Consider the following 12633-nt stretch of genomic DNA (forward strand, 5'->3'; position numbering starts at 1 on the left):
GCCGCGCCGTGTTCAGCGATCCCAGTAGGGCACTTCGCCAAAACACTCGAGGAAGAAATCGATGACCGTGCGGACCTTCACCGACAGGCGTCGACTGCCCGGCCAGAGGATGGCGATCTGTTGCGGTTCGAGGCTGTTGGACGCCTGGTAATCCTGTAGCACCGGGACCAGCGTGCCGTTACGCACGGCTTCGCCGATCAGCCACGACGGGAACATCACCAGCCCCAGGCCTTGTTCGGCGGCCTGGGTCAAGGTGTCGGCGTGGTTGCCGGTGATCGGGCCGCTGATGCTGTAGGGTGTCCAGGCCTGGCCCGGGCGGCGGAAGAACCAGCGCTGCTGACCGGTCACGCCCTTGTAGGCCAGGCACCGGTGGTGAACCAGGTCCTGGGGCTTGAGTGGTGCGCCGTGGCGGGCCAGGTAGGTCGGGCTGGCGGCGATCTGGAAGCGATGGGGCGCGAGGATGCGCGCCTGCATGCTCGAATCGTGCAGCGGACCGATACGGAACAGCAGGTCGGCGCCCTCCTGCAGTGGGTCGACGTAGCTGTCGGTCTGCTGGATCTCCAGTTGCAGCTTCGGATAACGCTCGCATAGCTGCCCCAGCCACGGTGTCAGGTGGCGCTGGCCAAACACCACCGGCGCATTGATCCGCACCAGTCCGGACGGCTCGCTGTGTTGCTCCTGCAGCGCCTGTTCGGCTTCCTCCAGTTGCACCAGCAGCAGCCGTGCATGATGCCCCAACAGGCGGCCAGCCTCGGTGGGTGAAACGGCGCGGGTGTGGCGATAGAGCAACTGTTGGTTCAGGGCCTGTTCCATCAACTGGATCTGCCGGGAAATCGAAGACGGCGCCAGGCCTTCGCGCCGTGCGACTTCCGAAAAACTGCCGTGATCGAGCACCGCGACGAACAATCGCAATGCCTTGAAGCCCAGTTCATTGAGGCCGTGCATGGGGTGGGCGTTCCTGTGCGTATTACGCAAAAGTGTTGTCGGGATACTCGCATTTATTGCACAGCGACACCAGCCGATAATGCCGGCCATCTTTTTCAAGTGAACAGGTTCTGATCATGCAAACATCTTCACTGAGCGAGGCCGTGCCGGTATCGACGCCCGCCAGACCCCGGACATGGCTGCGCTGGCTATTGCTGCCCCTGGTGATCCTGGCCGGCATGGGCTTGTCGGTGGAAGCCGGCCTGCTCGGGCCGCTCGGGGCCCAGGTCGGGCATCTGTGGGCCACGCTGAGCATCTTTGGCGTCGGTTCGGCGATTCTTTTCCTGCTGTTGTTGCTCAGTGGCCGGCAGCAAGGCCCAGCCTTGCATGAGTTGCCACGCTGGCAATTGATCGGCGGTTTCCTCGGTCCGATCTATGTGGTCGTGCTGACACTCGCCACGCCGCACATCGGCATCGCCATGACCATGGTCGCGATTCTCTCCGGCCAGGTGGGTAAAAGTGTCCTGATCGATCATTTCGGCTGGTTCGGGACGGCCCGCAAGCGGGTCAATGGCGAACGCTGGCTGGCGTTGGCCTTGATTGTCGTCGCCCTTGTCCTGATTGCCCGAGGTTGAGCATGAACCTGTTTGTTTTGTTGCTGCTGGTCGTCGCGGCCGGTGCGGTGTTGAGTGTGCAGGCGGCTATCAACGGACGCCTGGGCCAGACGGTCGGTGTGTTGCGCAGCAGCTTGCTGACGTTCACGGTGGGCACGGTGACCACCGGGCTGCTGATCGTGTTTTTCGAACCGGCCCACGGGTTGACGCTGTTGGACATGCCGAAATGGCAACTCAGCGGGGCCTTGTTCGGTGTCGTGTACATGATGGTGATGGTGGGCGCGGTGCCCAGGGTCGGCACGGCCGTGGCCACCGTGGCGGTCATCGTCGGGCAACTGGGCATGGGCATGCTGATCGACAACTTCGGCTGGCTGGGCAACCCGGCCATCGAATTGTCCGGCAGCCGAGTCTTCGCCATGGCCTGCCTGGCATTGGCGCTGGTGTTCATGTATCGCAGCAATGCCCGTCAGGCCTGAACGGTTCAGTCGGGTTCCACGTTGAGTTGCAGGCTGCCATCGGCCAGGCGTTCAGTGCTGCGCACGATGCCGCTCAGGCGCCGGCCCTCGGCGCTGAACACCACGATCTCGGCCTTCTCCAGATCGTCCGGCATCGGCGGTTGAACGTGCAGCGCGAACCACACCGGCTTGTCCTCGTCGAGGCGCTGGACGGTGTATTGGCAGTCGATACTTTTGGTCTGGCGGCCGAACAGGGTGTCGAGACCGTAGTCGAGGTGAGTGCTGTCGGCGGCGGAGGGTGTGAGAGGCATCGGCGGTCTCCTGGGGCACGCGGTTGATGTTCAAATGATCCTGCCCGGGAGGGAAAATTCCATTGGCTGAGCCGTTGGGAACCGCCCTGGGGCTCAGCTCGATAGCCCCGTGGCAAGGGAGCTTGCTCCCGCTCGGGTGCGCAGCAGCCGCAAAGAGCCAGGGGCCGCTGCGCAGCCCAGCGGGAGCAAGCTCCCTCGCCACGGAGGAGAAATCAGAGGCCAGGCACGCCGTTCTTCCACGCCGACCAGTTCTTCACAATGTCCTGCACCAGCGGGTTGCCGGTGCGGAACAGGTTTTCCAACGCAGGGACGAACGCGCCCTGGTCGGCGTACTTGAGCAGGTTATCCACTTCATTGCCACCGGGCTCGGGGCGGTCGAAGTCGGACCCGGCCCGCAGCACTGCCAGCCGGTTGATGTCCACCCGACCTTCACGGCTGGCCCGTAGCAAGGCCTCGTAAGTCGAGTTGTCTTCCTGTTGGGTCGTGCAGTAGACGCCTTTGTTGTCGGTGAGCAGGCGGGTCCAGACTTCGGCACGCTCGCTCAGGCGTGTGCCGGAGAACCAAGTGTTGCCGGCCAGGGTGTCACAGCGGGTCACCACCGGTGGCTGGTTGGCCGGGGCATACGGATACTTCAAGCGCCAGGCTGCCGACTCCTTGCTTTCGGCCAGGGTCACCTGCTGGCTGAGGGCAAAGGCCTTGGCTTGCAGGGCCGGGTTGAGTTCGAAGACTTCTGTCTTGTAGTCCAGCGGTGGTTTTTCGTTCGGCCCTTTGGTGTTGATGCCCAGGTAGCCGGTGGGCCAATCCTTGGGTACATCCCGCGAATCCAGTTCCCATTGAGTACCGAACTCCACCAGGTAATGGGCCCAGGCGGTTGTGCCGAGCGTGCCGTGGTGCGGGTTGATGCCGGCGATCCCGGCTACCAGGAAATAGCTCTTGCGCAGGTCGACGGTCGGGGCGAGCGCCAGGGCCAGGGTCGAGGCCGCCGCGTTGGTCTGGCCCATGCCGGTGATCAACAGACAGACCCGTTCGGCATTGCAGCGGATCGTCGGGTACTCGGCGGACAGCCCCGGTACACGGATTTCATCCTTGAGCTGCAAGCGTTCGATCCAGTTCTGCGCTTCGGGGGCGAACATGGTGATCAGCATCACTTTGGGTTGAAGTGGCGGTGCGGCTCCGGCGCTTGTCGCGAAGAGTGCAGTACTTGCCAGGCCGATTGAAGCAAACAGGCGATTGATCATGTGTTCGTGACCTCCATGGATTCGAAAGGGTGCTGCGACGATGTGCTCAGAATTGATAGCCGACCCCGGCGTAATACCCCCACCCATCGGAGCGGGCGCGGAAGTCGCCATCGCCAAAGTTGAGTTCACTGCCATCCTGCCAGTTGCCGCCGTTGTGGAAGTAGCGGCCCACCAGAGTGAAGCGCACGTGGGTGAACGCGTACAGCAAGACATTGGTGGCGACCGTGGCGTTGGCGGTGCGGGCCGGGTTGTCCTTGTGCAGGTCCGAACCGAAGTCGAAGTTGGTGAAGCCAATGTACGTCAGCGAGGCACCATTGCTGAACTGGCTGATCGGCACGATGTACTTGAGTTGAGCGCGGTAGCCATCCCAGGAATATTCATTGCTGGCGCCATAGTTTTCCCATTGATAACGGCCATAAAGGTTGGCCGACAAGTTGACCCTCGAGTGAGTGTCGATGTCGGTGCCCAGGCCGCTGTACAAGGTGTTCGCGCGATTGGCGCTGTTGCTGCCGTGGTCGTAGATCCAGTCGAACGCCACATACCATTCCTTGAACGGTCCGATGGCCAGGCTGCGGCCGGCCAGGTAGTCGATGGAAATCCGCGGTTCGTGTTCCATGAACACGGGTGAGCCGTGGTCCCACGCACCTTTGTCGTGACTGTTGCCAATGTTGAAAATCTTCGGGATGTCGACGTAGCCATAGAGTTCGAAGGGCCCCTTGCGTCCGAAGTATTCATATTCCAGATAGATATCGTCGACCGGTTGCGGGCCGAAGCTGATGTCCTTGCTGCCGATGAGCGTCAAGTCCTGGTTGTACCAGTCCGACAGGTAGGCGCCTTTTTTTGACGGGGTGGCTTCAGGACTGAGGGCTTCGCCTTGGGCGGACACCTCGGTGGGTTGGGCGTGGGTCGTGACGCTGAGTAGTCCGGTAACGGCGGTCAGTAGCAAGGTGGTTGCCCATACGCCGGGCGTGGCGCGACACCGGGAAGTGAAGTGCATGGAAAGTCCTTGTTCGTGCGGGCCGAAGCCCGGGTTCCGTGATTGAAAAAAACCGTCGATCCGCTGGCGGTGATCGAATGCGCAAACGTTTGCACATCCCATACCAATTTTATGCAGTGGCTTGAAAATCTTGGGTTTAAGGCATTTTTCCTGTCCTTTTGGTCAGACCTGGTGCGCCGAATGCTTCACGCTCGCCTGAAGCAGCACCAAAGTGTTGCACGGGCGAATGCTCGGCACGGCACTGAGTCGGCGGCGTTGCTGTTAGAATCGATCCCCTTGATTGACCGGAGAGATGCCCATGAGCGAGCCGATTCGCCTGACCCAGTACAGCCACGGCGCCGGTTGCGGCTGCAAGATTTCGCCCCAAGTGCTGGAAGTGATCCTGGCCGGCAGCGGTGCGCAGAACCTCGATCCCAAGCTGTGGGTCGGCAATGCTTCTCGCGACGACGCTGCGGTGTATGCCATCGACGAAGAGCGTGGGGTGGTCTCGACCACCGATTTTTTCATGCCGATTGTCGATGATCCCTTCGATTTCGGTCGCATCGCCGCCACCAATGCCATCAGCGACATCTACGCCATGGGCGGTGATCCGCTGATGGCCATCGCGATTCTTGGCTGGCCGGTCAACGTACTGGCCCCGGAAATTGCCCGGGAAGTGATTCGCGGCGGTCGTTCCGTGTGTGACGAGGCGGGTATTCCCCTGGCGGGCGGGCATTCGATCGATGCGCCCGAGCCGATCTTCGGCCTGGCGGTCACGGGCCTGGTGCAAAAGCGTCATATGAAACGCAACGACACGGCCACCGCCGGTTGCCGCCTGTACCTGACCAAGCCCCTGGGCATCGGCATCCTCACCACGGCGGAAAAGAAAGGCAAGCTACGCGCCGCCGATGTCGGCCTGGCCCGTGACTGGATGTGCACCCTCAATAAACCCGGCAGCCGCTTCGGCAAGCTCGATGGCGTGACGGCGATGACCGACGTCACCGGTTTCGGCCTGCTCGGGCACCTGGTGGAAATGGCCGACGGCAGCCAGTTGACCGCGCGCATCCGCTATGACGCGGTGCCGCGTCTGCCGGGCGTCGAATACTACCTCGACCTGGGCTGTGTGCCGGGCGGTACGCTGCGCAACTACGACAGCTACGCCAGCAAGGTCGGTCGGGTCCAGGAACTGCACAAGCGAGTGCTGTGCGACCCGCAGACCAGCGGCGGTCTGTTGATTGCCGTTACCCCCGAAGGCGAGGACGAGTTCCTGCGGGTGGCCACCGAACTCGGCCTGGCGCTGGAGCCCATCGGCGAGTTGGTCGAGCGACAGCGTTACGCGGTCGAGGTGTCTTGATGAGCCATGACATCACCGATTACCGCGACATCTTCCTCCGTGACCGACCGATGATGGACACGCGCGCCCCAGTCGAATTCATCAAGGGCGCTTTCCCCGGCGTGGTCAATTTGCCGTTGATGACCGACAACGAACGGCAACGTGTCGGGACCTGCTACAAACAACAGGGGCAACAGGCCGCCATCGTCCTGGGGCATCAATTGGTGTCCGGTGAGACCAAGGCCCAGCGCATCCAGGCTTGGGCGGCGTTCGCCAAGGCCCATCCCGACGGTCTGCTGTATTGCTTTCGCGGCGGCTTGCGTTCGCAGATAGTCCAGCAATGGCTCAAGGACGAAGCGGGCATTGATTACCCTCGGGTCGGCGGTGGCTACAAGGCCATGCGCACGTTCTTGCTGGACACCGTCGAACAGGCGGTCGCCGAGTGCGACCTGGTGCTGCTGGGCGGCATGACCGGTACCGGCAAGACCGAAACGCTGGGCCAACTGGGCAACAGCCTGGACCTGGAAGGGTATGCCAACCATCGCGGTTCGAGCTTCGGCAAACGCGCCACCGGCCAGCCTTCCAACATCGATTTTGAAAATCGCCTGGCGGTGGATGTGCTGAAAAAACGCGCCGCCGGCATCGAACAGTTTGTGCTGGAAGATGAGAGCCGCGCGGTCGGCAGCTGCGCCTTGCCACTGTCCTTGTACCAGCGCATGCAGCAGGTTCCGATGGTCTGGCTGGAAGACAGCCTGGAGCGCCGGGTCGAACGGATCCTGCAGGATTACGTCATCGACCTGTGTGCGGAATTTGTCGCGGTACATGGCGACGAAGGTTTTTCGCTGTTTTCAGAGCGATTGCTGGCAAGCCTGGACAACATCCACAAGCGCTTGGGTGGCGACCGTCACCGGCGCTTGAAGGACATCCTGGAAATAGCCCTGGCCGAGCAGGCCCACAGCGGCGCGGTCGATGTGCATCGCGGTTGGATCGAGGGTTTGCTGCGTGAGTATTACGACCCGATGTACGTGTTCCAGCGGGAAAAGAAGGGCTTGCGGATCGAGTTCTCGGGAGAGCAGGCGGCGGTGCTGGAGTATTTGCGCGAGCGGGTGGCCCGGGGAGGGTGACCTGTGGGAGCGAGCTTGCTCGCGATGGCGGCGACACAGGCACCCTTGATGCAAGCTGACTCACCGCCATCGCGAGCAAGCTCGCTCCCACACTGATGATCAGGTCGGACAGGTTTGCTGGCCATTGTCCAAACCTTGCTTGTAGCTCTGGCTGGTGAGGCTGGCCTTGCCGTTGTGCCAGGTGAGTGTCAGCACATACAGCGAATCGAAGTCCCCGGATGCCCAGTCTTCGGTAATGGTCTGCTCCTTGCCCACCGCCTCACCGGCGACCTTGTTGATCAGCTCCGGCAGGTAGCCATGGGACCAGGCGGTATAGATGGTGGAGTTGTGGTACTTGTCGTGCAGCAACTCGTCAGCCAGGTCGCTGGTGTCGTTGGCTGAGAAATTGATGTTTACCGGCAGCCCGAGCTTGATGGCGCTGGGGCTGATGGTCATCAGCGGGCGAATATAGCTGTAGGAGTTGTCCAGCTCACCCTCTTCGACATTGCGGGTAGGGTTGGCCGCGAACACGTAGTCGGCCTTGCCGAATTTTTCCGGCAGCAGGGTGGCCAGGTCGATGGCGCGGTTGAGGCCCTGGCAGTTGAGCTGGCCCAGGCCACCGGCGGGTTTCTCGGCGTGGCGCAGGAACACCAGGGTCTGTACGCCGTCGGCTGGCTGGGCGCGGCTGACGCTGGATTCCAGCGACAGCACCAGGCCACAGACCACAAGCAGCGTTGGCAGCATCAGCCACGAACGGTGTTTGAAGCGTCTGGCGAAATTCAGTGGGTTCATCATCGAATAATAGTCTTCAGCACGCTTGAGTCAGGCTGACAAACCCTGGCACCGCGAAGCGCTTGGCCTCGGGTGTTTTCCCTGTCGTTACGCCTCGTTGGTTCTTCGGGGGCATTGCTCAGAGTCCCTTCGAGCGCTTTGGTTCGATTCCGGTGCACTGTAGCGATCTCCGTCAGGAGATGGGACGAACGTTAACGACAGGATGTTGCTGAATTAAGAAGGGACGACGTGAATTCTGTGACGGGCAGTGGTGTCGTCCCCAACATCTTGGATTATCCTCGGGTTTTTCTTCATTTCCGAGCCGACCCCATGCCCGACTTGACGCCATACCTCATCACCCAGAAATGGCCCGCCCAATACCCGGAGTGGATCCAGCTCTACTCCCTGCCAACCCCCAACGGCGTGAAGGTTTCGATCATGCTGGAAGAGATCGGCCTGCCGTACGAGCCTCACAAAGTGGACTTCGCCAGCAACGACCAGCTGTCGCCCGAGTTCCTTTCCCTGAACCCCAACAACAAGATCCCGGCGATTCTCGATCCCCATGGGCCGGGGGACCAGCCGTTGGCGTTGTTCGAGTCGGGGGCGATCCTGATTTATCTGGCGGACAAGAGCGGACAGTTGCTGGCCCAGGAGTCGGCGGCGCGCTACGAGACGATCCAGTGGCTGATGTTCCAGATGGGTGGGATCGGGCCCATGTTCGGGCAGTTGGGGTTCTTCAACAAGTTCGCCGGCAAGGACTACGAGGACAAGCGGCCACGCGATCGTTATGTCGAGGAAAGCAGGCGCCTGCTCAAGGTGCTCGATGGCCGTCTGCAAGGGCGGGACTGGATCATGGGCGAGCGCTACACCATTGCCGATATCGCCACGTTTCCCTGGGTGCGCAACTTGATCGGTTTTTATGAAGCCGGTGATTTGGTGGGTATCCAGAACTTCCCCAATGTGACGCGGGTATTGGAGCGCTTCCTGGCGCGACCGGCCGTGGCCCGTGGGTTGAAGATCCCGGAATGAGCAAGCCGACGACCCGCCGATTCGATTACAAGCAACTGGATGTGTTCAGCGATGTGCCGCTCAAGGGTAATCCGCTGGCGGTGGTGTTGGGGGCCGATGGGCTCAGTGACTCGCGCATGGCCGCTTTTGCCAACTGGACCAACCTCAGCGAAACCACGTTCCTGTTGGCGCCGCAGCACCCGGAGGCCGATTATCGGGTGCGTATTTTCACTACTTCCACCGAGTTGCCGTTTGCCGGGCATCCGACCCTGGGCAGTTGTCACGCCTGGCTGGAAGCCGGAGGCGTGCCCAAAGGGCAGGAGATCGTGCAAGAGTGCGGTGTCGGCCTGGTCAGGGTGCGCCGCAGCGATCATGGGTTGGCGTTCCTCGCGCCGCCCTTGCTCAAGTCCGGCCCGCTGGAGGCCGAGCTGCTGGAGCGGGTGCGCAAGGGGCTGGGGCTCGCAGCGCAGGCGATTGTCGAGGCGCAATGGGTCGATAACGGTGCCGGCTGGCTGGCGGTGATGCTCAAGGATCGCCAGCAAGTCCTGACGCTCGAGCCGGATTACCCGCAGTTGCTGGATTTGGCCGTGGGCGTGGTCGCACCCTGGGATCGGGCCGTGGATGGCGATGAGGCCCACTTCGAAGTGCGCGGCTTTATCGCCGGTGATGGCATGCCCGAGGATCCGGCCACCGGCAGTCTGAACGCCGGGCTTGCCCAATGGATGCTGGGCAAAGGGCTGGCACCTGCGTCCTACGTGGTCAGCCAGGGGCTGACGATGGGTCGGGCCGGGCGGATTCATGTCGAGCAGTTGGGAGACGAGGTTTGGATTGGCGGTGCAGTCGTGACGTGCATCAATGGCTCGCTGACTTTGTGAGGTGATTATTACCCGGCTGGTAACACTCTGTTTTCCAGCAGGCGTTTGTGCCCTGGCTGGCCTGGGCATAAGCTTCGCTCCCTGTGATCGAGCCGCATTTTTTGCCCAGGAGTCCCATGTCCAGCCAGTTCCCCGAAGCACGTCCACGCCGCCTGCGTCGCAATGCAAGCCTGCGCAGCCTGTTCCAGGAAACCGAGTTCACCTTGAACGATCTGGTGCTGCCGATTTTCGTCGAAGAAGAAATCGATGATTTTGTACCGATCAAGAGCATGCCCGGCGTGGTGCGCATCCCGGAGTCGAAGCTGGCCGGTGAGATCGAACGCTATGCCCGTGCTGGCATCAAGTCGGTGATGACCTTTGGCGTGTCCCATCACCTGGACAACGAGGGCAGCGACACCTGGCGTGAGCGCGGCCTGGTGTCACGCATGGCCGGGATCTGCAAGGACGCGGTGCCGGAAATGATCGTGATGTCCGACACCTGCTTCTGTGAATACACCGACCATGGTCACTGCGGCGTGCTCCACGGCGATGAAGTGGACAACGACCGGACCTTGATCAACCTGGGCAAGCAAGCCGTGGCGGCGGCCCGCGCCGGTGCCGATGTGATCGCGCCGTCGGCGGCCATGGACGGCCAGGTCCAGGCGATTCGCAAGGCTTTGGATGAAGCCGGTTTCAGCCAGACGGCGATCATGGCCTATTCCACCAAATTCGCCTCGGCGCTGTATGGGCCGTTCCGCGAGGCCGGCGGCAGCGCACTGAAAGGTGACCGCAAGAGCTACCAGATGAACCCGATGAACCGCCGCGAAGCCCTGCGTGAATCCCTGCTCGATGAGCAAGAGGGTGCCGATGCGCTGATGGTCAAGCCGGCCGGTGCCTACCTCGACATCATCCGCGATATTCGCCAGGCTTCGAACCTGCCGCTGTCGGCTTACCAGGTCAGTGGCGAATACGCGATGATCAAATTCGCCGCCCAGGCCGGCGCCATCGACGAAGCCCGTGTGGTCCGCGAGAGCCTTGGCGCAATCAAGCGGGCGGGGGCAGACCTGATCTTCACCTACTTCGCCATGGACCTGGCGCTGAGTGGGATCTGATCCTGCGTTCCTTCTACTTGCCTCAGTGGTGACTGTGCCGCCGTCATCGCGAGCAGGCTTGCTCCCACATTGGGCATAGCCCGCATCCACTTTTGATCGTATGGTTGCTCCGGAATAACGAACGCGATGGAGCACCATGCAATTCAACCCATTGATGATCAGCCTCGCGGCGTTGCTGGCCCTGGCCGGTTGCGGCAACCGTCAGTTGCAGGAGCCCGAGCGCCAGCCCGCTGAGGTCAAGAAGCAGATCGTGCAGTTGTTGCCGGCCAAGACGGTGGATCGTGAAGGCTGGGCGACAGACATCTACGTGGCCTTTGCGGCCCAGCAGATTCCGTCCACGACGCAGAATATCTGTGCGGTCCTGGCGGTGACCGAGCAGGAGTCGACGTTCCAGGCCGATCCGCCGGTGCCGGGGCTGGGCAAGATCGCCCGTCAGGAGATCAACCGCCGCGCGGCGAAGGTGCACATTCCGGAGCTGTTGGTCAGCGGCGCGCTCCAGGTGCGTTCGCCCAATGGCAAAAGCTACAGCGATCGGCTCAACGCGGCCCGTAGCGAGAAAGAGCTGAGCGGGATTTTCGATGATTTCATCGACATGGTGCCGCTGGGCAAGACCCTGTTCGGCGGTTTCAATCCGGTGCACACGGGTGGGCCGATGCAGGTCAGTATCGCGTTTGCCCAGGCCAATGCGCGGGATTATCCCTACACGGTGGATGGCTCGATTCGTCGCGAAGTGTTCAGTCGCCGTGGTGGGATGTATTTCGGTATCGCGCATTTGCTGGGCTATCCGGTGAACTATACCGAGCCGTTGTATCGTTTCGCCGATTTCAATGCCGGGTGGTACGCCAGTCGCAACGCGGCTTTCCAGCATGCGGTGAGTGTAGCGTCGGGCATTTCCCTGGCGCTGGATGGCGATCTGGTTGCCCATGATTCAATCATGCCGGGCAGTACGGAGTTGGCGGTACGCACGCTGGGCAAGTCGTTGGGAATGCGCAACCCAACCATTCGCGATCAATTGGAGCAGGGCGACAGCCTGGCGTTCGAGGACAGCAAGCTCTACAAGCGTGTGTTCGAACTGGCTGAGCGGGCCGAGGGCAAGCCGTTGTCGCGGGCGGTATTGCCGGGGATCGTGCTCAAGAGCCCGAAAATCACGCGCAAGCTGACCACGGCGTGGTTTGCCAAGCGGGTGGATGAGCGTTATCAGCGCTGCATGGCGCGGGCGGCGGGGCGCTAGCCAGGCATTGAAGTATGAAAAAGCCCGGCGGATGAGGCCGGGCTTTTACTGTGATGGGTTGGGTTTGGAGGTGTTCTGGAGCGGTGTGTCGGGTGAGCTGCGCGGCGGCTGCTTGAAGGTTGCGGCCGCTGCGCGCCCGAGCGGGAGCAAGCTCCCTCGCCACGGGGTGTGTTGCACATGATTTGCGATATTTTCAGGCATTGCGGTCAAGCAACTCATGCGCGGTTTTCGATCAGACGATCGGAGCCACCTTCGGCGACGCGGCGTTCCAGCAGGCGATCGGCACCGCCTTCAGCGACACGGTTCTCGATCAGGCGGTCAGAGCCACCTTCGGCGACGCGGCGTTCCAGCAGGCGATCGGCACCGCCTTCAGCGACGCGGTTTTCGATCAGACGATCGGAGCCACCTTCGGCGACGCGACGTTCCAGCAGGCGATCAGAGCCACCTTCAGCGACACGGCGTTCCAGCAGGCGATCGGCACCACCTTCGGCGACGCGACGTTCCAGCAGGCGATCGGCACCACCTTCAGCGACGCGGTTTTCGATCAGGCGATCAGAACCGCCTTCGGCGACGACGGGTTGCGAGGAGGCGGCAAATACGTTGGCGGCCAGTACGGAGAAAGCGAGGCTGAGGATGACTTGGCGTTTCATGATGGTGTGCTCCGGGGGTGCAGTGGTTTGTGTGGGGCCATTGTTGTCCCGGG

Annotated in this window: 14 protein-coding genes; 8 read left to right on the forward strand and 6 right to left on the reverse strand. The window is 61.9% G+C overall.

The annotated features are described in order from the left end of the window. Positions 1 to 12: 12 nt before the first annotated feature. Entirely contained in the window at positions 13 to 945 is a 933-nt protein-coding gene (locus tag IB266_RS02560) for a LysR family transcriptional regulator (RefSeq protein ID WP_192259945.1), read from the reverse strand. 116 nt (positions 946 to 1061) lie between these two features. Between IB266_RS02560 and IB266_RS02565 the strand changes: the two genes are divergently transcribed. Then, positions 1062 to 1559 (forward strand): DMT family transporter, encoded by a 498-nt coding sequence (locus tag IB266_RS02565; protein WP_192259946.1) that lies wholly within the window; start codon positions 1062 to 1064, stop codon positions 1557 to 1559. Positions 1560 to 1561: 2 nt separating this feature from the next. Next, positions 1562 to 2014 (forward strand): DMT family transporter, encoded by a 453-nt coding sequence (locus IB266_RS02570; RefSeq protein ID WP_103309726.1) that lies wholly within the window; start codon positions 1562 to 1564, stop codon positions 2012 to 2014. Between the two features lie 5 nt (positions 2015 to 2019). Here IB266_RS02570 and IB266_RS02575 read toward each other — a convergent pair whose 3' ends face one another. The 3 genes from IB266_RS02575 to IB266_RS02585 form a co-directional block, all read right to left on the reverse strand. After that, on the reverse strand, positions 2020 to 2304 hold the full coding sequence (locus IB266_RS02575) for a hypothetical protein (RefSeq protein WP_192259947.1): 285 nt from the start codon (positions 2302 to 2304) through the stop codon (positions 2020 to 2022). Positions 2305 to 2516: 212 nt separating this feature from the next. After that, entirely contained in the window at positions 2517 to 3542 is a 1026-nt protein-coding gene (locus IB266_RS02580; protein WP_192259948.1) for a purine-nucleoside phosphorylase, read from the reverse strand. Between the two features lie 46 nt (positions 3543 to 3588). Further along, positions 3589 to 4539 carry a nucleoside-specific channel-forming protein Tsx gene (locus IB266_RS02585; protein ID WP_192259949.1) on the reverse strand — a complete coding sequence of 317 codons (951 nt, stop codon included), beginning with the start codon at positions 4537 to 4539 and terminating at the stop codon, positions 3589 to 3591. Positions 4540 to 4837: 298 nt separating this feature from the next. Between IB266_RS02585 and selD the strand changes: the two genes are divergently transcribed. Both selD and mnmH read left to right on the forward strand, forming a co-directional pair. Then, positions 4838 to 5872: a selenide, water dikinase SelD gene (gene selD, locus IB266_RS02590; RefSeq protein WP_072405298.1), complete on the forward strand. Its 1035-nt coding sequence runs from the start codon at positions 4838 to 4840 to the stop codon at positions 5870 to 5872. Then, positions 5872 to 6975, forward strand: coding sequence for a tRNA 2-selenouridine(34) synthase MnmH (gene mnmH / locus IB266_RS02595; protein ID WP_192259950.1), 1104 nt, complete (start codon positions 5872 to 5874; stop codon positions 6973 to 6975). The genes selD and mnmH overlap by 1 nt, the downstream gene beginning before the upstream one ends. Before the next feature lie 99 nt (positions 6976 to 7074). Here mnmH and IB266_RS02600 read toward each other — a convergent pair whose 3' ends face one another. Next, on the reverse strand, positions 7075 to 7749 hold the full coding sequence (locus IB266_RS02600; protein ID WP_060738261.1) for a hypothetical protein: 675 nt from the start codon (positions 7747 to 7749) through the stop codon (positions 7075 to 7077). 306 nt (positions 7750 to 8055) lie between these two features. On the opposite strand from IB266_RS02600, the gene IB266_RS02605 reads away from it, so the two are divergent. The 4 genes from IB266_RS02605 (at position 8056) to IB266_RS02620 (ending at position 11930) form a co-directional block, all read left to right on the forward strand. Then, positions 8056 to 8754, forward strand: a complete 699-nt coding sequence (locus IB266_RS02605) for a glutathione S-transferase family protein (RefSeq protein WP_092174953.1) — start codon at positions 8056 to 8058, stop codon at positions 8752 to 8754. Next, positions 8751 to 9608: a PhzF family phenazine biosynthesis protein gene (locus IB266_RS02610; RefSeq protein ID WP_192259951.1), complete on the forward strand. Its 858-nt coding sequence runs from the start codon at positions 8751 to 8753 to the stop codon at positions 9606 to 9608. Before IB266_RS02605 ends, IB266_RS02610 begins: the two co-directional genes overlap by 4 nt. Before the next feature lie 116 nt (positions 9609 to 9724). Beyond that, on the forward strand, positions 9725 to 10699 hold the full coding sequence (hemB, locus tag IB266_RS02615; protein WP_060738258.1) for a porphobilinogen synthase: 975 nt from the start codon (positions 9725 to 9727) through the stop codon (positions 10697 to 10699). A 136-nt stretch (positions 10700 to 10835) separates the two neighbouring features. After that, the gene (locus IB266_RS02620) at positions 10836 to 11930 is read left to right on the forward strand and encodes a DUF1615 domain-containing protein (protein ID WP_192259952.1); all 1095 of its coding nucleotides are present in this window, start codon (positions 10836 to 10838) and stop codon (positions 11928 to 11930) included. Positions 11931 to 12145: 215 nt separating this feature from the next. Here IB266_RS02620 and IB266_RS02625 read toward each other — a convergent pair whose 3' ends face one another. Continuing rightward, positions 12146 to 12580 carry a phage infection protein gene (locus IB266_RS02625; protein ID WP_192259954.1) on the reverse strand — a complete coding sequence of 145 codons (435 nt, stop codon included), beginning with the start codon at positions 12578 to 12580 and terminating at the stop codon, positions 12146 to 12148. Positions 12581 to 12633: the final 53 nt, after the last annotated feature.

Source organism: Pseudomonas sp. Pdm06 (genome assembly GCF_014851795.1).
GTDB lineage: Bacteria > Pseudomonadota > Gammaproteobacteria > Pseudomonadales > Pseudomonadaceae > Aquipseudomonas > Aquipseudomonas fluorescens_AA.

Coding starts and splice junctions, on each gene's coding strand:
- IB266_RS02560 (WP_192259945.1), bottom strand. CDS start 945: ATGCACGGCCTCAATGAACTGGGCTTCAAGGCATTGCGATTGTTCGTC.
- IB266_RS02565 (WP_192259946.1), top strand. CDS start 1,062: ATGCAAACATCTTCACTGAGCGAGGCCGTGCCGGTATCGACGCCCGCC.
- IB266_RS02570 (WP_103309726.1), top strand. CDS start 1,562: ATGAACCTGTTTGTTTTGTTGCTGCTGGTCGTCGCGGCCGGTGCGGTG.
- IB266_RS02575 (WP_192259947.1), bottom strand. CDS start 2,304: ATGCCTCTCACACCCTCCGCCGCCGACAGCACTCACCTCGACTACGGT.
- IB266_RS02580 (WP_192259948.1), bottom strand. CDS start 3,542: ATGATCAATCGCCTGTTTGCTTCAATCGGCCTGGCAAGTACTGCACTC.
- IB266_RS02585 (WP_192259949.1), bottom strand. CDS start 4,539: ATGCACTTCACTTCCCGGTGTCGCGCCACGCCCGGCGTATGGGCAACC.
- selD (WP_072405298.1), top strand. CDS start 4,838: ATGAGCGAGCCGATTCGCCTGACCCAGTACAGCCACGGCGCCGGTTGC.
- mnmH (WP_192259950.1), top strand. CDS start 5,872: ATGAGCCATGACATCACCGATTACCGCGACATCTTCCTCCGTGACCGA.
- IB266_RS02600 (WP_060738261.1), bottom strand. CDS start 7,749: ATGATGAACCCACTGAATTTCGCCAGACGCTTCAAACACCGTTCGTGG.
- IB266_RS02605 (WP_092174953.1), top strand. CDS start 8,056: ATGCCCGACTTGACGCCATACCTCATCACCCAGAAATGGCCCGCCCAA.
- IB266_RS02610 (WP_192259951.1), top strand. CDS start 8,751: ATGAGCAAGCCGACGACCCGCCGATTCGATTACAAGCAACTGGATGTG.
- hemB (WP_060738258.1), top strand. CDS start 9,725: ATGTCCAGCCAGTTCCCCGAAGCACGTCCACGCCGCCTGCGTCGCAAT.
- IB266_RS02620 (WP_192259952.1), top strand. CDS start 10,836: ATGCAATTCAACCCATTGATGATCAGCCTCGCGGCGTTGCTGGCCCTG.
- IB266_RS02625 (WP_192259954.1), bottom strand. CDS start 12,580: ATGAAACGCCAAGTCATCCTCAGCCTCGCTTTCTCCGTACTGGCCGCC.